General features: G+C 65.3%; 25 protein-coding genes. 13 read left to right on the top strand and 12 right to left on the bottom strand.

The features are described from left to right. From GGD63_RS21690 to GGD63_RS21680, 3 genes are all read left to right on the top strand, one after another. Positions 1–747, top strand: coding sequence for a glycerophosphodiester phosphodiesterase (locus GGD63_RS21690; RefSeq protein WP_183245186.1), 747 nt, complete (start codon positions 1–3; stop codon positions 745–747). Between the two features lie 55 nt (positions 748–802). Next, positions 803–2,074 (top strand): GNAT family N-acetyltransferase, encoded by a 1,272-nt coding sequence (locus GGD63_RS21685; protein ID WP_183245185.1) that lies wholly within the window; start codon positions 803–805, stop codon positions 2,072–2,074. A 66-nt stretch (positions 2,075–2,140) separates the two neighbouring features. After that, positions 2,141–2,569: an HIT family protein gene (locus tag GGD63_RS21680; protein ID WP_183245184.1), complete on the top strand. Its 429-nt coding sequence runs from the start codon at positions 2,141–2,143 to the stop codon at positions 2,567–2,569. A 119-nt stretch (positions 2,570–2,688) separates the two neighbouring features. Here GGD63_RS21680 and tsaA read toward each other — a convergent pair whose 3' ends face one another. From tsaA to GGD63_RS21660, 4 genes are all read right to left on the bottom strand, one after another. Then, positions 2,689–3,180, bottom strand: coding sequence for a tRNA (N6-threonylcarbamoyladenosine(37)-N6)-methyltransferase TrmO (gene tsaA, locus GGD63_RS21675; RefSeq protein WP_183245183.1), 492 nt, complete (start codon positions 3,178–3,180; stop codon positions 2,689–2,691). A gap of 33 nt (positions 3,181–3,213) precedes the next feature. After that, complete coding sequence (locus GGD63_RS21670; RefSeq protein ID WP_183245182.1) at positions 3,214–3,564, bottom strand: AzlD domain-containing protein; 351 nt, start codon at positions 3,562–3,564, stop codon at positions 3,214–3,216. Then, positions 3,561–4,301: an AzlC family ABC transporter permease gene (locus GGD63_RS21665; RefSeq protein WP_183245181.1), complete on the bottom strand. Its 741-nt coding sequence runs from the start codon at positions 4,299–4,301 to the stop codon at positions 3,561–3,563. The genes GGD63_RS21670 and GGD63_RS21665 overlap by 4 nt, the downstream gene beginning before the upstream one ends. Positions 4,302–4,528: 227 nt before the next feature. Further along, positions 4,529–5,551: a lytic transglycosylase domain-containing protein gene (locus GGD63_RS21660; RefSeq protein WP_246785582.1), complete on the bottom strand. Its 1,023-nt coding sequence runs from the start codon at positions 5,549–5,551 to the stop codon at positions 4,529–4,531. A gap of 37 nt (positions 5,552–5,588) precedes the next feature. Between GGD63_RS21660 and GGD63_RS21655 the strand changes: the two genes are divergently transcribed. From GGD63_RS21655 to GGD63_RS21620, 8 genes are all read left to right on the top strand, one after another. Beyond that, positions 5,589–6,605 (top strand): TRAP transporter substrate-binding protein, encoded by a 1,017-nt coding sequence (locus GGD63_RS21655; protein ID WP_183245180.1) that lies wholly within the window; start codon positions 5,589–5,591, stop codon positions 6,603–6,605. A gap of 71 nt (positions 6,606–6,676) precedes the next feature. Continuing rightward, entirely contained in the window at positions 6,677–7,315 is a 639-nt protein-coding gene (locus GGD63_RS21650; RefSeq protein ID WP_183245179.1) for an HAD family hydrolase, read from the top strand. Between the two features lie 155 nt (positions 7,316–7,470). Then, positions 7,471–7,662, top strand: a complete 192-nt coding sequence (locus GGD63_RS21645) for a hypothetical protein (RefSeq protein WP_246785586.1) — start codon at positions 7,471–7,473, stop codon at positions 7,660–7,662. Between the two features lie 115 nt (positions 7,663–7,777). Beyond that, complete coding sequence (locus tag GGD63_RS21640; RefSeq protein WP_183245177.1) at positions 7,778–8,803, top strand: aldo/keto reductase; 1,026 nt, start codon at positions 7,778–7,780, stop codon at positions 8,801–8,803. A 71-nt stretch (positions 8,804–8,874) separates the two neighbouring features. Beyond that, entirely contained in the window at positions 8,875–9,039 is a 165-nt protein-coding gene (locus tag GGD63_RS21635; protein ID WP_183245176.1) for a hypothetical protein, read from the top strand. Between the two features lie 12 nt (positions 9,040–9,051). Continuing rightward, the gene (locus tag GGD63_RS21630) at positions 9,052–9,390 is read left to right on the top strand and encodes a cytochrome c (protein WP_183245175.1); all 339 of its coding nucleotides are present in this window, start codon (positions 9,052–9,054) and stop codon (positions 9,388–9,390) included. 90 nt (positions 9,391–9,480) lie between these two features. Next, on the top strand, positions 9,481–10,902 hold the full coding sequence (locus tag GGD63_RS21625) for an MFS transporter (RefSeq protein ID WP_183245174.1): 1,422 nt from the start codon (positions 9,481–9,483) through the stop codon (positions 10,900–10,902). A gap of 133 nt (positions 10,903–11,035) precedes the next feature. Continuing rightward, positions 11,036–11,494, top strand: a complete 459-nt coding sequence (locus GGD63_RS21620) for a PEGA domain-containing protein (RefSeq protein ID WP_183245173.1) — start codon at positions 11,036–11,038, stop codon at positions 11,492–11,494. 69 nt (positions 11,495–11,563) lie between these two features. On the opposite strand, the gene clpA is transcribed toward GGD63_RS21620, so the two are convergent. The 3 genes from clpA to GGD63_RS21605 form a co-directional block, all read right to left on the bottom strand. Continuing rightward, the gene (gene clpA / locus GGD63_RS21615) at positions 11,564–13,975 is read right to left on the bottom strand and encodes an ATP-dependent Clp protease ATP-binding subunit ClpA (protein ID WP_183245172.1); all 2,412 of its coding nucleotides are present in this window, start codon (positions 13,973–13,975) and stop codon (positions 11,564–11,566) included. Positions 13,976–14,264: 289 nt separating this feature from the next. Continuing rightward, positions 14,265–14,597 (bottom strand): ATP-dependent Clp protease adapter ClpS, encoded by a 333-nt coding sequence (gene clpS, locus GGD63_RS21610; RefSeq protein ID WP_015685564.1) that lies wholly within the window; start codon positions 14,595–14,597, stop codon positions 14,265–14,267. A 743-nt stretch (positions 14,598–15,340) separates the two neighbouring features. Continuing rightward, positions 15,341–15,679, bottom strand: a complete 339-nt coding sequence (locus tag GGD63_RS21605; RefSeq protein WP_018647402.1) for a phasin family protein — start codon at positions 15,677–15,679, stop codon at positions 15,341–15,343. A 390-nt stretch (positions 15,680–16,069) separates the two neighbouring features. Here GGD63_RS21605 and GGD63_RS21600 point away from each other — a divergent pair, with 390 nt between their 5' ends. Then, a complete protein-coding gene (locus tag GGD63_RS21600) occupies positions 16,070–17,908 on the top strand; it encodes a D-alanyl-D-alanine carboxypeptidase (RefSeq protein ID WP_183245171.1) in 1,839 nt (612 codons plus the stop codon). 219 nt (positions 17,909–18,127) lie between these two features. Here the strand turns inward: GGD63_RS21600 and GGD63_RS21595 are convergent, their stop codons facing one another. From GGD63_RS21595 to GGD63_RS21580, 4 genes are all read right to left on the bottom strand, one after another. Beyond that, positions 18,128–18,853, bottom strand: coding sequence for a DnaJ domain-containing protein (locus tag GGD63_RS21595; protein WP_183245170.1), 726 nt, complete (start codon positions 18,851–18,853; stop codon positions 18,128–18,130). A gap of 65 nt (positions 18,854–18,918) precedes the next feature. Continuing rightward, positions 18,919–19,665 (bottom strand): VWA domain-containing protein, encoded by a 747-nt coding sequence (locus GGD63_RS21590; protein ID WP_183245169.1) that lies wholly within the window; start codon positions 19,663–19,665, stop codon positions 18,919–18,921. Positions 19,666–19,791: 126 nt separating this feature from the next. Further along, on the bottom strand, positions 19,792–20,652 hold the full coding sequence (locus GGD63_RS21585) for an alpha/beta fold hydrolase (protein ID WP_183245168.1): 861 nt from the start codon (positions 20,650–20,652) through the stop codon (positions 19,792–19,794). 343 nt (positions 20,653–20,995) lie between these two features. After that, positions 20,996–21,919, bottom strand: a complete 924-nt coding sequence (locus tag GGD63_RS21580; protein WP_183245167.1) for a division plane positioning ATPase MipZ — start codon at positions 21,917–21,919, stop codon at positions 20,996–20,998. Positions 21,920–22,200: 281 nt separating this feature from the next. Between GGD63_RS21580 and panC the strand changes: the two genes are divergently transcribed. Further along, positions 22,201–23,052, top strand: a complete 852-nt coding sequence (panC, locus tag GGD63_RS21575) for a pantoate--beta-alanine ligase (protein WP_183245166.1) — start codon at positions 22,201–22,203, stop codon at positions 23,050–23,052. An 83-nt stretch (positions 23,053–23,135) separates the two neighbouring features. On the opposite strand, the gene GGD63_RS21570 is transcribed toward panC, so the two are convergent. Beyond that, positions 23,136–23,576: a DUF1489 family protein gene (locus GGD63_RS21570; RefSeq protein ID WP_183245165.1), complete on the bottom strand. Its 441-nt coding sequence runs from the start codon at positions 23,574–23,576 to the stop codon at positions 23,136–23,138. Positions 23,577–23,578 lie beyond the last annotated feature (2 nt).

The raw sequence follows: 23,578 nt of genomic DNA, 5'->3' as shown, positions 1-23,578 counted from the left end.
ATGCGCGCTCCGGATTGGCTGACAGCCCGGCCGGTCGCCCATCGCGGCCTGCACGACATTTCGCGCGGCATCGTCGAGAACATGCCGGGCGCGGTCCAGGCCGCGATCGCGGGCAATTTCTCGATCGAGGTGGACATCCAGCTCTCGTCCGACGGCGAGGCCATGGTGCATCACGACCATGCGCTCGGCCGCCTCACCGTGGCCACCGGCGAAGTGATCAGGAAGACCGCGGCCGAGCTGAAGGCGGTCAAGTTCAAGGACACCGCCGAGCGGATGATGTCGCTCTCCGACCTCTGCGCCATGGTCGCCGGCCGCGTGCCCCTGGTGATCGAGGTGAAGAGCCATTTCGGCGGCGACCGCAAGCTGGTGAAGCGGATGGCCGAGGTGCTTGGGTCTTATGACGGCCCCGCCGTTGGCATGTCCTTCGATCCCGACCAGGTGCTGGCGCTGCGCGAGCTGTTGCCCTCCCGCCCGCGCGGCATCGTTGCGCAGCGGACCTATGAGGACGAGTATTGGGCTTACCTGACGCAGGAGCAGCGCGACAGCATGCTGTACCTGCGCCACGGCTTGCAGACCCAGCCGCATTTCGTCGCCTTCAAGGTCGACCACCTCCCGGCCCCCGCCCCCTGGATCGCCCGCAACGTCTTCGGCTGCGCCCTGCTCGGCTGGACCGTCCGCACGCCGGAGCAACGGACGCGGGTCGGGCAGTACGCGGACCAGATGATTTTTGAGGGGTTCGTGCCGTAAGCGCGATGTTCCCGCCCCCTTGAAGTCGCTGCTGCAATGCACGATCTTGGGCGCAATGGCATCATCCGACATTACGCTCGAGGCCGTACCGTCCATTGGCGAAGTCTCGCCCGCGGATTGGGACGCCTGCGCCAATCCTGGCAACGCTCTTAACGACAAGGCTCTTAACGAGAAGCCTTGCAACGGGCATGGCGCGGGAACCTCATCCGTCCTTCCAGGCGATTCCCTCGGCCTCTCAAGACCTGCTTATAACCCGTTCGTCTCGCACGCCTTTCTCTCCGCGGTCGAGAAATCGGGTTCGGCCACGATCCGCACCGGCTGGGGGCCGCGACACCTCGTCGCCAGGCTCGACGGCCGCGTTGCCGGCGTCGTGCCCTGCTATCTGAAATCGCACTCTCAGGGCGAATACGTTTTCGATCGCGGCTGGGCGGATGCCTATGAGCGCGCGGGCGGGCGCTACTACCCGAAGCTTCAGGTCTCGGTCCCCTTCACCCCCGCGACGGGACCGCGGCTGCTGGTCCGCGACGGCGTCGACCGCGAGCAGATCAGGGAGGCGCTGGCGAGCGGGCTGGTGGCGCTGTGCGGCGTCAGCAAGGCTTCGTCTGTGCACGTCACCTTCGCGCGCGAGGACGAATGGAAGCTGCTCGCCGAGCACGGCTTCCTCCAGCGCACCGACCAGCAGTTCCACTGGCACAACCAGGGTTTTGCGAGCTTCGACGACTTCCTGGCAACGCTGAACTCGCGCCACCGCAAGTCGATCAAGCGCGAGCGGCGCGACGCGCTGGCGGCCGGGATCACGATCCACTGGCTCACGGGCAAAGACATCACCGAGGATGCCTGGGACGCCTTCTTCGGATTCTACATGGAGACCGGCTCCCGCAAATGGGGCCGGCCGTATCTCACGCGCGAGTTCTTCTCGCTGATCGGCGAGACCATGAGCCAGGACGTGCTGCTGGTGATGGCCCGCCGCAACGGCCGCTGGATTGCGGGAGCGATCAACTTCATCGGCTCGGACACGCTGTTCGGCCGCAACTGGGGCGCGGTCGAGCATCATCCCTTCCTGCATTTCGAGGTCTGCTATTATCAGGCGATCGATTTTGCGATCAAGCATGGCCTCACCCATGTCGAGGCCGGTGCGCAAGGCGAGCACAAGATCGCGCGCGGCTACCTGCCGCGCACGACCCATTCGGCCCACTTCATCGCCGATCCCGGCCTGCGCCGCGCCATCGATGATTACCTCAAGCGCGAGCGCGCCTATGTCGCCGACGCCGGACGGGAGCTCGCCGAGCTCGGCCCGTTCCGGAAAGGCATCGACGAGGCGCCTTGACGCCTTGGCGCCGCTGGTGACAGTAAGCGCAAAATTCTAAGCGCAAACTCCTTGGGAGCCGCCGCCATGACCGCCTACGACACCAGCAACATCTTCGCAAAGATTCTGCGCGGCGAGCTGCCCTGCAACAAGGTGTACGAGGACGAGCACGTCTTCGCCTTCCTCGACATTATGCCGCGCGTGCCCGGCCACACGCTGGTGATCCCGAAGGCCCCTGCCCGCAACATCCTCGACATCAAGCCCGACGACTACGCCCATGTCGCGCGCGGCGCGCACAAGATCGCAGCGGCCGCGATGAAGGCGTTCAACGCCGACGGCATCACCGTGCAGCAGTTCAACGAGCCCGCCGGCGGTCAGGTGGTTTTCCATTTGCACATGCACGTCATGCCGCGCCATGACGGTGTCGCCATGCTGCCGCCTGCAAGCCGCAAGGAAGACGTCAAGGTACTGGAAGAGCACGCGGCGAAGCTGATGGCGGCGTTGAAGGCGGGCTAGCGCCGCACACTCCGTCATTGCGAGGAGCCCTTGCGACGAAGCAATCCAGACTATCTCTGAGGAAACAGCCTGGATTGCTTCGCTTCGCTCGCAATGACGAAGAGGCGACAGTGCGCCCCTTACTCCGTTTCGAAATCGCCCTTCTGCGGCGCGGCCAGCGGCGTGAACTCGCAGCGGTCGGGCTTGATGTCGATCAGCGGCGTGTTGTCGATGCAATCGAGGCCGCGAACGAGGATGGCATTGCCCTCGATGCCGACCAGCTTCACGATCGACGTCCCGATCGGATTGGGCCGCACCGGCGAGCGCAGCGAAAAGGTGCCGCGGGTCTTCTCGTTGTTCTTCGGGCTCTGCAAAACGATGTCGCGGCGCGACCTGTCGAGCCAGTACAGCACTTCGAGGTTGCTGTAGAAATCGACGCCCTTGATGGCCGGCACGAACGGCTCGAAGATCTCGAGCCGGCAGATCGGGCCGTCCTGGCGCCCCTGCCGCGGCGTCTCCAGCCGCGAGGTCCAGGGCGTGCGGATGCGGCCGATGAAGACGAGGCCGGCATCCTTGGTCGATGGCAGCTCGATGGCGACCTCGCCCTCGCGGAGCTTGTTTTCGCGAACCATATGTCCTGTTCCTTGAGCTTGTCGGGGGCGGTTTTAGCCCAACCACCACTTGCCGGCCAGCATGAAGACTTCGCCGGTGACGACGCCCGCGAAGATCGAGCGGCGCGTCAGCAGGAAGACGACGAGCCCGGCGCCGACCGCTCCATAGCGCAGGACATCGGGCACGCTGGCCAGCGCCCCGGGCGGCTCGACCACGATCTGGGCGATGACGCCGGCCAGGATCGCGGTGGCGACCGCCCTCACCCAGACCAGCAGCTCGGAGCCCTCGTCGATGCCGCCGCCAAACCACAGGCCCAGCATGCGCCATATCTGATTGGGAACAACGCCGGCGACGAACAGCACGGCGAGCGCATGCCAGTCGCCGATGAGCTGGGCGAAATTCACGCGCGCACCTCCCGCCACCAATGCACGCCGTAGGCGATCGTGCCGGCGACCACGCCGCTGACAAGGATATCGAGACCCGAGTTCATCTTCGCCGCCAGCGGATACAGCAATATGCCGAGCGTCAGCGCCACGACATCGGCGACCTCGCGGCTGTTGCGCGCGGTCGAGTACAGGAACGACAGCGGCGTCAGCAGCAGGATCGCCGCACCAAGCGTCTGCGTCAAATTGGCGGCGAGGAAATAGCCGACCGTGTTCGCGGTGAGGCACACCGAGACCAGGCCACAGCCGAGCCCATGCACGAAGGCGATGCGCCGCTCGCGCGGCACCTGCGGCAGGAAGCGGTGGCATTCGACCCACAGCGTCACCGCGGTCAGATGCGCGGCGAAGATAAGCTCGCGCCGCTTCGTCGTCGGCGTGCGCATCAGCGGCAGCACCGAGACCACCATCGGAAACAGGCGGATGGCGCTGACGGTCACCGCGATCGCCGACTGGATGATGGTGGCGCCCGAGCCGAGCGTGGTGATCAGGATGATCTGTGCCGGACCTGCCCAGACGAACAGCGTCGAGCACAGCGCCCAGAGCAGGCTGAAATGGGTGTCATGGGCGAGCGCGCCGATGCCGAGATAGGTCACGAACAGCACGATGGTGAGGATCGTCTGCGTGATCGAGCGCAGTCCCCACGCAAAGGCGCGCCACGGACTTTGCCATTGAGGTGAATCGAGCGGAGGGAGCGCCACGGGAGTGTTGGCCGAGGTTACGGAATCGTGGCTGCATAACGGGCAATGCGGGCGTCGGCGTCAAGGAAGCGCGCGTCGGGGCTGGCATGCGCGGCGCCCACACCCACCGTCGTCATTCCGGGGCGCGACGAAGTCGCGAGCCCGGAATCCATCGGGCCGCGGGGACTACGGCGAAATGGATTCCGGGCTCGCGCCCAAGTGGCGCGCCCCGGAATGACAGGAGAACCCTACCCCGCCACACCCCGATTCCTCAGCACGAAACAGGCGCCGCCCGCCTTGCGGATGCGGTTGCACAGATCATCCGCCTCGGCCCGCGTATCGGCCCCGATGCGCACCTGGTAGAACGCACGCGTGCCGCGGCTGCGCATCACCGAGCTGAGCAGGCTCGGATCGCGTTCGCCGATCACCGCGCTCAGGTGCGTGACCGCACGGGAATACATCGCCAGCGCCCTGTTGCGGTCGAAGCCGGCGGCGAGCTGCACGCCCCAGATCTTTGCCGCGGCAAGCTCGACATGCTGCTCGAGCTCGGCGACGAACGGATTTGGCGCGCGCTTCAACAGGGCCATGAGGTCGCGGCAGCTCGTCGGCGGCGAGCTCGGTGCCCCCTTGCCGGTCGCTCCCGCCTTGGCCCACGCGTCAACGCTCGTGCCGGTGATGGCATAGACGTAGTTGCGGGTCTGCTCCGGCATCGGACCGGTGCCGGCGAGCCATTCCTGGACGCGGCGCGGTCCGGCATTGTAGGCGGCTGCGGCAAGGCCGAGATTGCCGAACTGGTTGCGCAGCTCGTTCAGGAATTCGGCCGACTTCGGCAACGCCTGCACCGGGTTGAAAGGATTGAGCAGCCCGCGCTCGCTCGCGGTCCCCGGCATGAACTGCGCGATCCCCTGCGCGTGCTCGCCGCTGCGGGTCATGGGCCCGACCGCATCAGCCTGGAAGCGGCTTTCCTGCCAGATCACGCGGGCGAAGAATTCCAGCGGCAGATTGGCATCGCGCGCGGCCGCCTCCACGATCAGGCAGATCGATTCCCGCGTGTCGCTCTCGCGTGAGCCCGCGGGCTTTTGCGGCGGCATCGCCAGCTCTTCGACGCTGGGGACGGCGATGTTGGTTTTCGCGGGCGAGCTGTCCCATGCCGCCGCCCGTGTCGCCAAGACGAGCAGCGCGACAGCGATGAGTGATGCAATTCGCGGCAGCCGTGCCCAAGCATCGCTGTGGCGCACGCCGGCGCGTCGTGCAACAAGATGATCTGCCATGCCGTGGCATCGTGCCATGGTTCGATGAGTTACCGATATGCTGCCCGACCTGCTGCTTTCAATGCGTTTCCCCGTCAAACGGATCCGCGCCTTCGTTATCCTCGTTGCGCTCCTCCTGACCGCTGCGCCCGCCACCGCCCAGGTGACCTGGCGGATGACCACCGAATACCCCGAAAATAACATTTCCGGTATCGGCCTTGTGACCTTCGCCAAACACGTCTCCGAGCGCACCAACGGTTTCGTGACGCTGGCCAACGCCTTTGACAACACGCTCAAGATCAACTCGGGCGAGATGCCGCGAGCTGCTGCGGATGGCCGGATCGCCGGGGGCGATGCCTTTGCGGGCGCACTGTCCGGCATCGACCCGGTGCTCGGCCTCTCCACCCTGCCTTTCCTGGTGCAATCGGTCGACGTCGCGCGCGCCACCAATGCGCGGGCACGTCCGCTCTACGAGAAAGCGCTCGCAGCGCGCGGCCTCAAGCTGCTCTATCTGACGATCTGGCCGGCGACAGGCCTCTGGTCGGATCGCTCGCTCGCGGGCGCCGAGGATCTGCCGACGCTGAACCTGCGCGCCTACGATGCCAATTCCAGCGCGGTGATGCGCGCGGCCGGCGCGAATGCGCAATTCCTGCCGATGGACGCGGCGATCGCCGGGCTGAAAGAGCACCGGCTGAACGCATTCCTCACCTCCGGCGACGGCGGCGCGGGACGCAAGCTCTGGGACTACCTGCCGTATTTCACCGCCATCAACTACGCGATGCCGATCTCGATCGCCTTCGTCCGCAGCGAGGCATTTGCCGAACTGTCCGAGCCGATGCAGCGCGAGGTGCTTGCCGCGGCAGCCGAGACCGAGCAGAGCCAGTTCGCCCTGCTGGCCAACCGCACCTCGGAGAACTATGCGCGCATGCGCGACAATGGTGTCAAGATCGCTGAGCCCGCGCCGCCGTCCCTCGTCGCGGCACTTCGCAGCGCCGCAAAGGATGCGATCGCCGCCTGGGAGGCTCAAGCCGGGCCGGATGCCACAGCGATCGTCGAATGGGCGAAGCAGCAATGACGACCCGGGCCTTGACTTGAAGGCTGATCCGACTAGCAACGGACCCGTCTCAACTCAGGGGCCGGGCCCGGATGCAAACAATCTATTTTGATCTCGACGGCACGCTGACCAACCCGAAGCCCGGGATCACCCGCTCGATCCAGTATGCGCTGGAGCGGTTGAACCTGGCGGTGCCGGGCGAGGACGAGCTGACCTGGTGCATCGGGCCGCCGCTGCATGCCAGCCTGAAAAGGCTCACTGGAAGCGAGGAGCTGGCCGACCGGGCCCTGCTGCTCTACCGCGAGCGATTTGCCGATGTCGGCCTGTTCGAGAACGAGGCCTATGCCGGCATCGTGGATACTCTGACGACGCTCGCTGCGACGACGCCGCGCATGTTCGTGGCCACCAGCAAGCCCGCGGTCTACGCCACCCGCATCGTCGATCATTTCGGCCTGAAGCCCTATTTCGAGCGCGTATTCGGCTCCGAGCTCGACGGCACCCGCGTCGACAAGCGTGACCTGCTGCGCTACGCGCTCGACGAGGCCAAGGTCGATGCGACGAGCGCCATCATGATCGGCGACCGCAGCCACGACGTGGTCGGCGCACGCACCAACGGCATGACCGCGATTGGCGTGCTCTACGGCTATGGCAGCGAGGCCGAGCTGCGGGATGCCGGCGCGCATCACATCTGCGCCGCGCATCCGGAGCTGCTCGGCCATTGCCTAGCCTAGGCGCTTCGTCCAGGCCGCGCAGACATCAGCTCCAGCCTTCGTTTGCGACGAAGGCAGCGCTCGCCAATTCCAGATTGTCTAGTCTCGCCGCGTGCCTCAGGCTGGCACGCATGAGGACTCGCACGACGCTCAGCGGATCGGAGCTATTGCTGAGCATGATCGCAATCCGGCTCGCGGTGCTGGTCGTGGTAGGGTGGAGTTTGACTCTGCTGCCGCAGCAGGCTCGCAATGATGACCTCGCCTGCGCTCCCTCACCCGTGGGACGGATCCAGGCGAAGCCTCCCGCGAAGATCGTCGGCCCGCGCATCGTCGACGCCGCGCTCGACGACATGCTTCGGCACGACTAGCCCGCTCCGAAGCAAGGCCGGTATGTGAGCGCGTCGTAGGACGACGCGCCTCCTTGCACTAGCATCCGGCACCAAGGCCGCAACGATCAATCAGCAGCCAGCCAAGGAGCTATCGATGGAATACCGACGCTTGGGCCGGTCAGGCCTCATGGTGCCTGCTTTGAGCCTGGGAACGGGCACGTTCGGCGGCGTCGGCCGCCTCGCCGCGTGGGGCACGACGGACGCGACCGAAGCGCGCCGTCTTCTCGATATCTGCCTCGAGGCCGGCGTGTCGATGTTCGACACCGCCGACGTCTATTCGCTCGGCGAGTCCGAGCGCGTTCTGGGTGAAGCCATCAAGGGCCGCCGCGACAAGGTGCTGATCTCGACCAAGGCGACGTTCCGCTTCGGCGACGGTCCCAACGACATCGGCTCGTCACGGCAGCACCTGCTCGCGGCCATCGACGGTTCGCTGAGCCGCCTCGGCACCGATTACATCGACCTGTTCCAGCTCCATGGCTTCGATGCCTTCACACCGCCCGAGGAGGTTCTCTCGACGCTCGACGTGCTCGTGCGCGCCGGCAAGATCCGTTACGTCGGCGTTTCGAATTTTTCGGGCTGGCACCTGATGAAGTCGCTCGGTGTTGCCGACAAGCACGGCTTCCCGCGCTATGTCGCCAACCAGACCTACTATTCACTGATCGGCCGCGACTACGAATGGGAGCTGATGCCGCTCGGCCTCGACCAGGGCCTCGGCGCCGTCGTCTGGTCGCCGCTTGGCTGGGGACGCCTCACCGGCAAGATCCGGCGCGGCCAGCCCAAGCCGGAAGTCAGCCGCCTGCCCAAGACCGCCGACTTCGGCCCGCCCGTACCGGACGAGCACGTCTACCGTGTGGTCGACGCGATCGATGAGGTTGCGAAGGAGACCGGCAAGAGCGTCTCGCAGATCGCGCTGAACTGGCTGCTGCAGCGTCCCACGGTCTCGACGCTGATCATCGGCGCGCGCAACGAGACGCAGCTGCGCGAAAATCTCGGTGCGGTCGGCTGGTCATTGACCAAGGACCAGGTCGCAAAGCTCGACGCCGCCAGCAAGGTGACGCTGCCCTATCCGTACTGGCACCAGCGCACGACCTTCACCGACCGCAATCCGCCGGCGGTGTAGCGACCGCCCTTGAGCTGCATCAAGCCCGCTTCCGACGGCCGTGGCACGCTGCGGCCCTCGCGAGGCCGCCGATGCGCCGATTTGCCATGAAGGCCCTGTTCACGGTGCTCTCTCTCAGAAGGGCTGAGCGGGAGAGGATCGACTGGGATCGCCGCATCCTGATCTTCTCGACAGGGGTAACGATCGCCTTGATCGCACTCTACGTCTGGGCCAAGGCAACCTCGCGCTGGGAATGATGGGAATGCGCGATGAATAGGTTCGCACCGGCGCTGCTGGCCGTTGCCGTTCTGTGGAGCACCGTTAGTCAAGCCCTGGACGTCGAACAGCGGCGCGCCGAAGCATTGCTGCAGCGGATGTGCGCGCGGTGCCACGCGGTCGGCAGGACAGGCGCGAGCCCGAACGAACTGGCGCCGGCTTTCCGTCATCTCGGTGAGAACAAGCTCTACGACCCCGACTTCACGCAGCGCCTTCAGGAGGGCTACAGCAGCATCCACCGCGCCATGCCGACGGCTCGATTCGGCCGCGACGACGCCGAGGCCGTGGTAAGCTACCTCAGGGCGATTCAGGAGCCGCGGAAGCCGAAATAGGGCTGAAGCGGCCACGGCTTTGGCTGGAACCATCCCGGGTCGGACCAAGTTGCGGACCTGCAACCGCGTCTCAACCGAACACGCTTTACAATGTCGTCAACCACAATCGAGCATGCCGACGGCCTGCCGCAGCCGCAGCGCAAGCAGGCGGTACTGACCATTGCGCTCGGCATCATCATGGCGGTCGTCGACAGCGCCATCGCCAATGTGGCGCTGCCGACGATCGCGGCCGACCTCGATGCAAGCCCGGCCTTCTCGATCTGGATCGTCAACGGCTACCAGCTCGCCATCACCATCTCGCTGCTGCCGCTGGCCTCGCTCGGCGAGATCGTTGGTTATCGCCGCGTCTATCTGGTCGGGCTGGTGCTGTTCACGCTCGCATCGGCCTTCTGCGCGCTGGCGCATACGCTGCCGCTGCTGACGGTCGCGCGCATCATCCAGGGTTTTGGCGCGGCCGGCATCATGAGCGTCAACGCGGCGCTGGTGCGCTTCACCTATCCGCGCAGCCTGCTCGGCCGCGGCATCGGGCTCAACGCGCTGGTCGTCGCCTTCTCGGCCGCGGTCGGCCCGACGCTCGCCGCAGGCATCCTCGCGGTCGGGAGCTGGCCCTGGCTGTTCGCCATCAACGTGCCGCTCGGCGCGGTGACGCTCGTGCTGGGCCTGCGCAGCCTGCCGCACACCAGGCCCGCCAGCCATTCCTTCGACTGGCAGAGCGCAGGCCTCTCCGCGATCACCTTCGGTGTCGGCATCGCCGCGATCGACAGCGTCGGTCATGGCGAGGCAGCGCTCACCTGCATCATTCAGTTCGCCATCGCGATCGTTGCCGGCGCGCTGCTGATCTATCGCGAAACCCACATGACCTCGCCGCTGCTGCCGGTCGACTTGTTGCGCATCCCGGTGTTCGCGCTGTCGATCGCGACGTCGATCGCCTCGTTCTGCGGCCAGATGCTGGCCTTCGTCGCAATCCCCTTCTATCTCCAGAGCCGCTTCGGCTATTCCGCGGTGCATATGGGGCTCCTGATCACGCCATGGCCGATCGCGGTGGCCTTCGCAGCTCCCCTCGCCGGCCGCCTGGTCGAGCAATATCCAGCTGGCCTGCTCGGTGGCATCGGGCTCACGCTGTTCGCCTGCGGGCTTGCCGCGCTTGCCCTCCTGCCTGCGACGCCCACACCGCTCGACGTGATCTGGCGGATGGCCCTGGCGGGTGCCGGCTTCGGCCTGTTCCAGACCCCCAACAACCGCACCATGATCGCAGCCGCTCCGCGCGAGCGCGCCGGTGGCGCCAGCGGCATGCTGGGCACGGCGCGGCTGCTCGGCCAGACCACGGGCGCGGCGCTGGTGGCGCTATTCCTCGGCCGCTATCCGATTGACGGGACCCGGGTCGCGCTCCTCACCGGCGTGGGCTTCGCGCTCTGCGGCGCGGTGCTGAGCATGCTGCGACTCTCGCCCGCCGGCGCGCGCGGCGCAGAACACGTCCGCGTACAGGATGATCAGCGCCTGCGCGGCGATTAGGACAAGCCCACCACGCTAGTTCCCGCCCTTTATACACACAACCTCTGCGTGGCTTAACTATCCGGAGCAATGACCTATTGTTCTCCCGCTCCGGTTGCGCTTCATTGGCGGCGGGACAAGGGGCATTTCATTCATGCGTTCAATTGGAATTGTGGCGCTCAGCGTCATGCTGGGCGGCTGCGCGTCGGTCACGCGCGGCACGACGGAAAATATCAGCATCTCATCGACACCTTCAGGCGTGGAAGCCATGGTCAGCGGAATGGAGGTTCCGACCACTTGCACGACGCCCTGCTCCGTGGTCGTCAAGCGAAACGCCGACATCTCGATCACCTTCCAGAAGGAAGGCTATGAGCCGCAGGTCGTGCCGCTCAGCCGGGACATCCCGACCGGCGGGGCCGCCGGCTTCGCGGGCAATCTCCTGCTGGGCGGTGTCGTCGGCATGGGCGTCGATGCCGCGACGGGCGCTGCCACCGATCACAAGCCCAATCCGGTCATCGTGACGATGCAGCCGTCGGCCCCTGCCCGCGCGCGGCCCGCCGTTCCGAAGAAGCCCCGGCCGCCGGCAGCAGCGGCGCCCGAGGCAGGAACCTAACCATCGCTCGCAACCCAAAACAAAAAGGCCGGCTCTGCAGCCGGCCCTTTCGATTTCATCACATGCCGATCAAGCCTTGACCAGCGGGCCCTTGGAGGTCGGCCCCTTCGAGCCGCCGGGGCCGCCCGGCTTGTTGGGCTTGCCCGGCGGACGCTTGCGGGCGCCGGGCAGCTTCTCCTGCTTCGGCGTGACCGGGCCTTCGACGAACTCGAAGCCGATCTTGTCCTTGGTCTCGTCGGCCTCGTCCTTGACGAGAACGACGCGGACGTGGCCGCCGCCCTTGAGCTTGCCGAACAGCACCTCGTCGGCCAGCGGCTTCTTGATGTGCTCCTGGATCACGCGGGCCATGGGACGCGCGCCCATCTGCTCGTCATAGCCGTGCTGGATCAGCCAGGTCTTGGCGGGCTCGGACAGCTCGATGGTGACGTCGCGGTCGCCGAGCTGCGCCTCGAGCTGGAGCACGAACTTCTCAACGACCGTGCCGATCACCTCGACGCTGAGATGGCCGAACGAGACGATGGCATCGAGACGGTTGCGGAATTCGGGCGCGAACTGCCGGTTGATCGCCTCATGGTCGTCGCCTTCCCGCTTGGAGCGCGTGAAGCCGAACGCCTGCTTGGCGAGATCCGAAGCACCCGCATTCGTGGTCATGATCAGGATCACGTTGCGGAAGTTGACCTGCTTGCCGTTGTGGTCGGTGAGCCGGCCGTGATCCATGATCTGGAGCAGCACGTTGTAGAGGTCGGGATGCGCCTTCTCGATCTCGTCGAGCAGCACCACGCAATGCGGATGCTGGTCGACGCCGTCAGTCAGCAGGCCGCCCTGGTCGAAGCCGACATAGCCGGGAGGCGCGCCGATCAGGCGCGACACGGTGTGCCGCTCCATATACTCGGACATGTCGAAGCGCAGCAGCTCGACGCCGAGCGACGCCGCCAGCTGCTTGGCAACCTCGGTCTTGCCGACGCCGGTTGGCCCCGAGAACAGGTAGCAGCCGATCGGCTTCTCCGGCTCGCGCAGGCCCGCGCGGGCGAGCTTGATTGAGGCGGCGAGCGACTCGATCGCCTTGTCCTGGCCGAACACGGTGCGCTTCAAGGTCTGCTCGAGATGCTTGAGCACCTCGGCATCGTCCTTCGACACGCTCTTCGGCGGAATCCGCGCCATCGAGGCGATCGTGGTCTCGATCTCCTTGATGCCGATGGTCTTCTTGCGCTTGTTCTCGGCGACCAGCATCTGCGCCGCACCGGACTCGTCGATCACGTCGATCGCCTTGTCAGGCAGCTTGCGGTCGTGGATGTAGCGCGACGAGAGCTGCACCGCGGCCTCGATCGCCTCATTGGTGTATTTCAGCCGGTGGTAATCCTCGAAATACGGCTTGAGGCCCTTGAGGATCGCGATGGCGTCCTCGACGGTCGGCTCGTTGATATCGATCTTCTGGAAGCGCCGCACCAGCGCGCGGTCCTTCTCGAAGTGCTGGCGGTATTCCTTGTAGGTGGTCGAGCCCATGCAGCGGATCGTGCCCGAGGCGAGCGCGGGCTTGAGCAGGTTCGAAGCGTCCATCGCCCCGCCCGACGTCGCGCCCGCACCGATCACGGTGTGGATCTCGTCGATGAACAGGATCGCGTTGGGATGCGCCTCGAGCTCCTTCAGCACCTGCTTCAAGCGCTCCTCGAAGTCGCCGCGATAGCGCGTGCCCGCGAGCAGCGTGCCCATGTCCAGCGAGAACACGGTCGCAGCCGCCAGAACCTCCGGCACCTCGCTGTCGACGATGCGCTTGGCGAGGCCTTCGGCGATCGCGGTCTTGCCGACGCCGGCTTCACCGACGAACAGCGGATTGTTCTTCTGCCGGCGGCACAGCACCTGGATCGCGCGGTTGATCTCGGAATTGCGTCCGATCACCGGGTCGATCTTACCGTCGCGCGCCTTCTTGTTGAGGTTGACGCAATAGGTCTCGAGCGCCTCGCCCTTCTTCTTGGCGTCCTCGGTACCCTTGGTCTCGGTCTCCTCGTCGACGCCGCGCACGGGCCGCGCCTCGGAGACGCCCGGCCGCTTGGCGATGCCGTGGCTGATGTAGTTGACGGCGTCATAACGCGTCATGTCCTGCTCTTGCAGGAAATAGGCGGCATGACTCTCGCGCTCGGCGAAGATCGCGATCAGCACGTTGGCGCCGGTCACCTCTTCGCGACCTGACGACTGCACATGGATCACCGCGCGCTGGATCACGCGCTGGAAACCGGCGGTCGGCTTGGCATCGTCGGCGCCATCCGTCACCAGATTCTCGAATTCGGTCTCAAGGTAATTGACGAGGCTCGTGCGGAGCTTGTCGAGGTCGACGCTACAGGCGCGCATGACGGCGGCTGCATCGGAGTCATCGATCAGGGAGAGCAAGAGATGCTCGAGCGTCGCGTATTGGTGATGACGCTCGTTTGCGATCGCCAGCGCACGATGCAGGGATTGTTCAAGGCTTTGGGAAAAAGTCGGCATTCGCGTCCTCTATGGCCCCCACCATCATGATCGTCCTCGCCCGGTCAGGCAACAACAACCTTTGTCACATATAGTTATACAGGATCGCGGCGAAAGACCGGTTCCGCGACTCGGCAGCTAGCCACCTGGGCTATTTTCAATGCAAAACCCGTTCCGATTTGGGCAGGGTCGGCGCCGGTGCAGAATTCCGCAATCTCGCCGGCGGCAACAGACGTCACGCGCAGGCATCATGCGACAATCACATTGCGACAGACACGAGAGCCGGCCTAAAGACGCGCCGTAAGGAGATTTATTTCTTTTCCATCACGCATTGCAGCGGATGCTGGTGCTTGCGGGCGAAGTCCATCACCTGCGTCACCTTGGTCTCGGCGATCTCGTAGGTGAACACGCCGCACTCCCCGATACCGTGATGGTGAACGTGCAGCATGATCTTGGTCGCCGCCTCGACGTCCTTCTGGAAGAACTTCTCCAGCACGTGGACGACGAATTCCATCGGCGTGTAGTCGTCGTTCAGGATCAGCACGCGGTACAGGTTCGGTCGCTTGGTCTTCGGCTTGACCTTGGTGATGACAGAGGTGTTCGGACCCGTCGGACCGCCCGAACGGTTCTCATCATTGCTCATCCGGGGAGCGAGGGCGGCGCTGGCCGCGGACAGGTCGAGTCTGGACAACAGTTGCGGCATGGCTCAGGCGTTCAAATTCCCCACGGAAGCGTATGACGGTCCGCCGCAGAGCCCCAGCCCTCGGAGCTCCACACAGGCGCGCCGCCTCATTGGATCGCCGCTTCCAACCGGTCCGGTCCAAGCCGTATCGGTCGTCAACAATATGGGCCCGCCCCCGGCTCGCCGCAAGCGTGCAAAGGTCCGGCCGATTCGGCCGCGACGGTCCCGATTCCCGATCCGGACGATCCTGACCGAGGTTAGTCAATCCGGACTGATTTGACAAAAATTTCCGCGCCGACTGGTTAGCACTTGCTGGTCAGGAACCGGCCGGCCAACTGAGCTGCGACGGTTTCGCGCGCGATCATCTCCGGACTTGTACGGTCCAGTTGAGCCGCCGCTTGAAGCGCGTGGCGCGAAATCGAGCAAGGAAGACGCTGCGCGAAACGCAGGGGCCCGCGACCATCATGATCTTCGTGCAGGCGAGCACCGGCAGCGAGCCCATCGCCGACGCATTGCAATCTCGTGCGAGCAGCACAAGCGGGCTCGTCCTGGACAATTCGGCGAACCCGACCGTCCGCATATTCAGGACGATCGAACGAGCTGGCCGTCCAAGCGCCGCGTGGTGCGCCGAGACGAACCCGTCGCGACAAACGAAAAGCCCGGCGGTTGAGCCGGGCTTTTGCTTTCAGGATATCCGGGAAAGCTTAGTTGGCGGCCGGGGTGAACTTCGACACGATGGTCTCGACCGGCTTGAACGCCTGCTTGGCGAGGTCGTTGTAGAGGCCGGCGATCTTCTGCGATTCCGCGACGAAGGTCTCGTAGGCGGAACGGGCGAAGTCGGTCTGGGCTTCCATGGCCTTGTCCAGCGACTTCACGCCGGAAAGCTTCTCGACGAAGGACTTGGTGTCTTCGAACGACTTCTTGGTGTAGTCGCCATAGGCGCTGGCAATCGCCTGGAGGCCATGCTGCACCGAGGTCGCGGAGGCAACGCACTGCTCGAAGTGCTCTTTCCCGTAGTTCTGAAAGTCTTCAACCTTGAACATTTCGGAATCCTTTTCCCTGGCTCTCGTCGGGAAGCCCCGGCTCCCTGACTGTGCCCATAATTAGTGCAACGCACAATAAAGTCAAGAATCTTGTGCGACGCACAAAAACTAGATGTAAATCGCGGAGATTCCCGGGGTTTCCCGCAAGGGTTCCTTAAGCTTTTGGAAACCGCGGGCCCCTACCCTGATTCCCTGGACGTGTTCAGCTTCCGCAATCGGCCAAAAGCCGTTTGAGAACATCACCTTAGCCAGAAAAGCGGCTCAGGCCCAACGTCCCCCGCGGCGAACACAAGCGGAGGGACAGCCTGAGCAGGTAATGATCCCGGGTCCCCATGGGCACAATTTCGCCTCACGGGCCGGTGATCAAGTCAGAAACGGGGACGGGGTTCCATGCTTCGTAAAAACTTGTCTTCCTCGCGCTTGGCGCGGGTTGGCGTTTTCGGGCTTCTTACGATCACCACCGCAGTCATCTTCACCACCGATGCTGCCGAGGCGCGGCGCCACCGGCGCCATTACACGCACCACCGGGTGCAGCGCGATGTGTCCGAGAGCTCCAGCCCGAAATTCGCGTCCATCATCGTCGACGGCAATTCCGGCGCGGTACTCCAGTCGAACAGCCCCGACGGAATCCGCCACCCCGCCTCGCTCACCAAGATCATGACGCTCTATCTGCTGTTCGAGCGTCTTGAGTCCGGCAAGATGAAGCTCGACACCGAGATGCCGGTGTCCCAGCACGCCGCCGACCAGGATCCGACCAAGCTGAACCTGCGTGCCGGCCAGACCATCCGCGTCGAGGACGCCATCAAGGGTCTCGTCACCCGCTCCGCCAACGACGCCGCCGTGGTGATCGCGGAAGCGATCGCCGGAGATGAAGACGACTTCGCCCAGATGATGACGCGCAAGGCGCGCTCGCTCGGCATGTCCCGGACGGTCTACCGCAATGCCAACGGCCTTCCCAACGACGAGCAGGTCACGACCGCGCGCGACCAGGCCACGCTCGGCCGCGCCATCCAGGAACGCTTCCCGCGCTACTATCGCTATTTCGCCACCTCGACGTTCAACTGGCGCGGCCAGTCGATCCGGAACCACAATCACCTGCTGGGCAATGTCGAGGGCGTGGACGGCATCAAGACCGGCTACACCCGCGCCTCAGGCTTCAACCTCGTCACCTCGATGCGGCGCGGCAACCGCCACCTGATCGGCGTGGTGCTGGGCGGCCGCAGCGGCGGCTCGCGCGATGCCATCATGCGCAGCCTGCTCGCGGAGAACATCGAGAAGGGCGCGACCGCTCACACCGTTGCCGCAGTCACCGAACGCAATGGCGCCGACGTCTCCGCCGAGATCGCCGACGCCTCGGACACGCCGGCCCGCGCTGCGCCGCAGGTCCAGGCTGCAGCCCCCGCTCCCGAGGCAGCCCCGTCTCGCCTCGCAGCTCGCCTGTCGACGCTTGCCGCGGCGACGGCCGCGGTGCCGCCGGCTCAGCCCAAGCCTGAAGCCAGCAAGCCCGAGGTTCGGCCGACCGAATCCAAGATCGAGCCCGCGCCGCTCACCAATGGCGTGATCTCGAGCCAGCCGCTCTCGATCATCCCCGGCTCGTCCGAGCCGATGAAGCCGGTCCGGGTCAAGACCGTCCAGGTCAAGGCCGGCGCCGTCAAGGTCGCCTCCGCCGCCCCGGCTCCGGTGGCGCCGCAAGTCACCAGCACGATTGCTTCCCGCTCCGACGTCGCGGAAACCTCCGGCGCCGTCGTCGCCCGCGCCGATCTGATCAACAAGCCCGAGCCCCAGAGCCAGCCGGAAGCGCCGAAGGCGGACGCCGCCCGTGCCGAGCTGCCGCGGCAGCCGGCCGGCTTCGGCACCGGTAACGGCATCCTCGGCGTGCTGCCGTCCGCAACCGCCGCCGCGCCCGCCCCGAAGCTTGCGTCCGCCGATCCGGCGCCGCAGCCGATCCAGATGAGCGCCACCACCAAGCCGGCCGTCACCCACAGCGGCTGGATCGTCCAGGTCGGCGCGCTCGAGAGCGAGAACGAAGCCCAGCAGCGCATCGACGCTGCGCGCAGCTCGGCCCGTGGGCTGCTCAGCAAGGCCGATCCGTTCACCGAGCCGGTCGTCGCCAAGGACAATCGCAAGCTCTACCGCGCCCGCTTTGCCGGGCTCGAGCGCGATCAGGCCGAAGCCGTCTGCCGCGCCCTGAAGCGCGCCGACATCTCCTGCATCACGGTCCGCAACTGATCGTCTGAACCATCCCAATCAAAATGCCCGCGCCTTGCGCGGGCATTTTTGTTTTGGGGGATGCGGCGATGCCAGTTCCGCGACAACCTCTCGTCAACAATTTACGGTTAAATTTTTACTCAAAGGATCGACCACGCCGACAAGGGCGGGCATCGGGGCGACGACAGACAGAGCAAGCGGAGCTCACGCGGTACGGGCGTTTGTAGCGTGGTGCCGGAGTTAGCCGTTATGCGTGCGAAGCAGAGTATCCTTGGCCTCGTTTACCCGGGCAGCGAGATACGTCGAGCCCCCCTGGTCGGGATGGAGTTTCTTCATCAGGGATTTGTGGGCCCGGCTGATGTCGTCGCGCCCCGCCCCAGGCTGCAAGCCAAGGATCTGATAGGCCTCCTCCGCCGTCATTTTGCCACTCGCCGCCGTGCGGCGCTGCCCCCCTGCCGCATCGCCCTGCGCGTTCTGACGCCAAGCGGGAAACCGGCGGTCCAGATAGCTTTCAAGTAAGGCCACGCTCTCGGCGTCGAACGCCGGGACCATCGCCAGCAGGCCCGCGAGATCGAACTCGTCGAGATCGCGCCCTGCGTGAGGTCCGGCAACGATCCGGCCTCCGAGCTGGCCGGAATCGTGGTCGAGCCGCATGTCGAGGAATGGCGAGCGCACCCGCGAGGCCTGACCGGTCGGCCGTGTCGCGCCGCCGCCGAACAGCCCGCCGATGTTGCCGAAGCCGGCGTTCGCCAATGGCGTCCAGCCGAGCAGCCCGGCGCCAAAAATTCCGAGCGGAATTGCCACCGCCAGCTCGCCGCGCAAGCCCGTGAAGGCCGCGACCGCCAGCGCCACCACGCCGCCGCCAAACTTGATAGTGCGCGCCAGCACCGCCGGATTGGCGGAACGGAACATCTGGAGCAGCAGATAAAGCGTGATAACGGCGACGGCGCCGGCGATCAGGGTCATGGCCGGAATATAGTCGGCCTTGCGACAAAATGCATGGCGTTCACCGCCGAAGGCGAGCCTGAGCGCTACTTCATCTGGCTGATCAACATCGCCGCGCCGCTCGTGGTGGTCGCCAGCTTCAGCAACGCCTCGCGGCCGCCGGCGGCGTACGCCGCAGCTGCGCGCAACAGCTCTCGCAGCTGCGCCGCCGCGCCCGGATCGAACCGGCACCAGGCACCGCCGGTCAGGCGCGCGATCTCGCGAAACGCCTGCTCGGCTACGGCATCGTGGCCCTCCTGAAACAGGAAGACGGGCACCTTGAGCATGCCGAGCTCGCCGGCCTTGGCGCAGAGCTCGTCGATCTTCTCCTCCATGGCGTCGCCGACGAAGACGACGGCGCGCACGCCGGATGCGACGGCCTCGCGCCGTGCCTCGCTCAGCACCTTGCCGATCTGGGTGTCGCCGCCGCGGCAATCGATCTTGCTCATCAGCGTCGCCAGCTTGGCGCTGTCGGAGATCCACCCCGAGGCGCGGCACTCGTTGAAGCCGCGATAGTAGACCAGGCGGATGTCGAGACTGCCGAGCGCCGCGGTCTCGCGAAACATGTCGGCCTGGAGCGCGCAGGCCATATCCCAGGTCGGCTGCCGGCTCATCGTCGCATCCAGCGCGAAGATCAGCCGCCCCTTCGCGCCGGGCGCATGCGGCGACAGCGCCCGCGCCTTGGCGACGAAGGCTGCGATATCCTCCGAGGTCGAGGTCCTTGCTTGCGGCAGCGCACCGTCCGCTTGCGCCGAGACGGAATCGCCACGCGGTTTGATGGGTTCGCCCGACATCCCTGCACTTCACCTTGCGTGAGCAGATAATGTGGTCGGCGCGTGCGGTCCGGTCAATGTGCAAAGCCTCCGCGGGCAGACGCCGGCGGAGGCTTTGAGGATCGGTATCGGACTTTCAGAAAGCCGTCAGCTCTTGGCGGGCCCCATCAGAGCGACCGGACCGGGCTCGAGGATCTTGGGCGGGGACGACTGCGTGTCGACCGGTGCCACCTCGCTGTCCGTCGCGCTCAGGAACTTGTCGAGCATGCCCTGGATCGAGTTCTTGGCCACGTCCGGGCCGGTGTCGCGCATGTCGTTGTGCTGGAATTCGGTCTTCACGACCTGGATGCCGGCCTTCTCGCACTCCTCGTCCGTCGGGATCACGCCCGCATCGGCCTTGAACTGCGGATCGGTGGAGCGGAACGAGAGGATCTTGAACTTGCCGGCGGTGACGAAGGGCACGCGCAGATTATCGAGCGTGACGACCTTCTTGACCTCGTCCGGATACTGCTTGGCGAAATACATGGTGATGTCGCCGCCCATGGAGTGGCCGACCATCGTCACCTTGTCGTAGTCGGCGTTGGGCTGAACCTTCTTCATCTCCTGCATGGCGAGATGGATGTTGGCGACGCCGCGCAGGATCTGCGGCAGCCGGCCGACATAGAGCTCGCCGGGCTTGGTCACCATCGGAGGATCGGTCGGCAGGTCATGCTGCGGGCTGACGACCATGTAGCCGCGCGCAGCGAAGATGTTGGCGAGGAAGCCGTACTCGGTGTTCTTGACGGTGTTGCCGTGATTGATCACGGCGACCGGCAGCGTGATCATGCCGGCATTGGCCTGCATTTCCTTGTCGCGGCGCACCGCGATATCGACAGGCACGGGACGGTTGTCGCGCGAGGCGTCGTAGAAGGTGATGGTCTCGTGCTTGATCGCCCACTTGCTCGCCGTGAAATAGGCGATGCCGCAGAGGGCACTGACCGAAACCAGAACGGCAATTCCACGCTTCATTTTCGTCCTCAGCCTCAGGCTCTTGCGGCCTGAATCCCTGTTGAAAATCGTGTTGTTCCGGAGCTCTCCGGCCCCTGGTCGCCTATTCGCTAATATATGTCACAGCCGCGTGACAGGAAGGCCAAATATTGTGAACCGGCAGCCCTTTCGTTGTGCGTCGCACACGTTTCTTGGGCACCCCATTCTCATACCGCTACGTCAGGGTGCAGGTAACCATCCGACGCAACCAGTCTCGATTGGGTTCAATTTCGCAGTAAACATGCGGTGAAACGGCCGAGCGCCGGTTTGGTTCCGGGCAGGAACCGACACCTAGATCGATCGAAAGTAGCGATATACCGCCGCCTCAGGCGCCGAGGATGTCGTGAACCTCGAGCGGCTTGTCGACCTGGCTGAACCATTCGGCGCGATTTGCCGCACGGCGGCGGCCGCGCTCGTCGAGCGGCAGCTTGAGCTGACGGAGCAGGCTCGTCACCTCCTCCCGCGCGGTGAGGTGGCCGAGATTTGGCCGCATGCCGAGCGTGGCCTCGTCAATCTCGTCGAGGGCGGTCAGGCCGCGCGGGAAGAATTCGCGGTAGACGACGCGCTCGGCGAAGCCGTCGACATAGCGGAAGCCGAGCCGCAGCGACAAATCCTTCAGCCCGTCGGCAACGAGCTGCTTGTTGCGGGAGCCGAGCATGGACAGGCGGTTGCGCACCACGATCCAGTCGGTGGTCGAGCCGTCGAGCTGGCGGCGCTTGCGCCTGACGTCCCGCACCATCTCGGCATAGTGGCTCTCGCCCGTCACCGCGTAGTTGGCGGGATCGACGGTGCCGAGCACGTCGAAATCGAGGAAGCTGTCGTTGATCGGCGTGACCAGCGTGTCGGCCATCGAATGGGCGAGCCGCATCAGGTAGCTGTCGGTGCCGGGCGTATCGATGACGATGAAATCGAAGCTGCTCTCGACCGCCGAGACCGCTTCCATGAACTGCTGGAACTCGGAGTTCTCGTTCTCGGCAATCTGCATGGTCTCGCCGAGCCTGATGCAGCGATGCACCGGCAGCTCGAGGTCGAGCTTGGTGCGGCGGGCCCAGGCGGCGCGGTTGTCGATATAGTGGGTGAAGCTTTGCTGGCGGCAATCGAGGTCGATGGTGGCGACGCGCTGACCGGCCTTCAGGAGCGCAACGGCAATGTGCAAGGCGGTGGTCGATTTGCCGGAGCCGCCCTTCTCGTTGCCGAGCACGACCACATGCGCCGAGCCTGACTGGCCTTGGCTAGCTTGCACGAGCATAGCGATCCTCAACGCCCCTAACGAATATCTTCGAGTTGGCCGCGTCTGCGGTCAAGTGAAATGCGTGACAGGTCATGCAAATCGCAGCGCGCCGTTCTTCATCATGAATTGCGGCGCCATCCATCGTCTGTAATCCAGCCCACAATGTCGCGACATCGCGCGTGGCTTCGCGGGAAGCTGTGCCGCATCCGCGCGCATGGCGTCCACGACTGCCGCTTGTTAAGGTTAGCCCGCCAGGCGCCGAGCCGGTCCCCGCTGATTCCCAACCCCGTCGAGTCCTGATGTCGCCAAGTCCCCTGATCGCCCGCACGGTCCCCGCGCTTCGGCGCGCCGTCGACAATCTTCGCAAGCGAAAGGCCACGATCGCGCTGGTCCCGACCATGGGGGCGCTCCATGATGGGCATGTGTCGCTGGTGCGTCTTGCCAAGCGGCGGGCCAGCCGCGTCGTGGTGTCGATCTTCGTCAACCCGACCCAGTTCGCGCCGACCGAGGATTTTGGTGCCTATCCGCGCACCTGGAAGTCGGACATCGCCAAGCTTGCGGCCGAGGACGTCGACATCGTCTGGCATCCCGGCGTCGAGGCCATGTATCCGGAGGGCTTTGCCACCCGCATCGTGCCGGAGGGACCGGCCCTCGCCGGCCTTGAGGACCGTTTTCGGCCGCACTTCTTCGGCGGCGTCGCCACCGTCGTCGGCAAGCTGTTCACGCAATGCCGGCCGGATGTCGCGATCTTCGGCGAGAAGGACTTTCAGCAATTGCGGGTGGTGACGCAGATGGCGCGCGACCTCGACCTCGGCGTGAAGGTGATCGGCTCCCGCACCGTGCGCGAGCGCGACGGGCTCGCGATGTCCTCGCGCAACGTCTACCTCTCGGCGGAGGAGCGGCGGACCGCGACCACGCTCTACCGCGCGATGAAGGAGAGCGCCGGACGCATCCGCGGCGGCGAAGCCATCGCGCCGGCGATGGCGCACGGCGCTGCGATGATCAAGGCGGCGGGTTTTGCGCTCGACTATTACGAGGCCCGCCATGCCGCGACGCTGGCGCCGACCACCTCGCGCAAGGACGGCCCCTTGCGGATCCTGGTCGCAGCCAAGCTCGGCACCACCAGGCTGATCGACAATATCGCGGTCTAAAGCGCGATGACGACATCGCGCTTCAGGTTATTGTTTGAGCATGTTCTTTCCGGAAAACCGCTACGCACTTTTCCGGATCATGCTCAGAGCAACCCGAGATCCCGCAGCTCGCGCCGCATCGGCTCCGGCATGGCCGCAATCGAGCCGGCGGCGGACTTGCCGAGATCGGGCGGCACGGAATCCTCGGCGAGATAGCGCCAGCCCTGGAACGGGCGCATCGGCCGCGGCGAGACCGGGATCACCTTCGGCTGCATCACGATGCGGCAGCGTCCGATACCGTCCTTGTCGCGGAACGGCTCGATGCCGATGATCTTTTCGCGTGCGGCGATCTCGCCCTTGATGACCCAATAGAGCGAGCCGCCGGCGAGGATCTCGGCATCGCGCTTGGGCACCATGCGGGTGATGTGGATGTGGTGTTGCGGCAGACCTTTCTTCTTGGCGGTCTGCATCCGTTCGGCCACCCACTCCTTCAATTCCTTGACGGAGTCGCAGCCGACGGCAAGCTTGATCAGATGGAGTGGCATGC

The sequence above is a fragment of the Bradyrhizobium sp. cir1 genome (assembly GCF_014198245.1).
In the GTDB taxonomy this organism is placed as follows: Bacteria; Pseudomonadota; Alphaproteobacteria; order Rhizobiales; family Xanthobacteraceae; genus Bradyrhizobium.
Note: the sequence above shows the minus strand (reverse complement) of the source record. Positions and strands in the feature narration are given on the sequence as shown.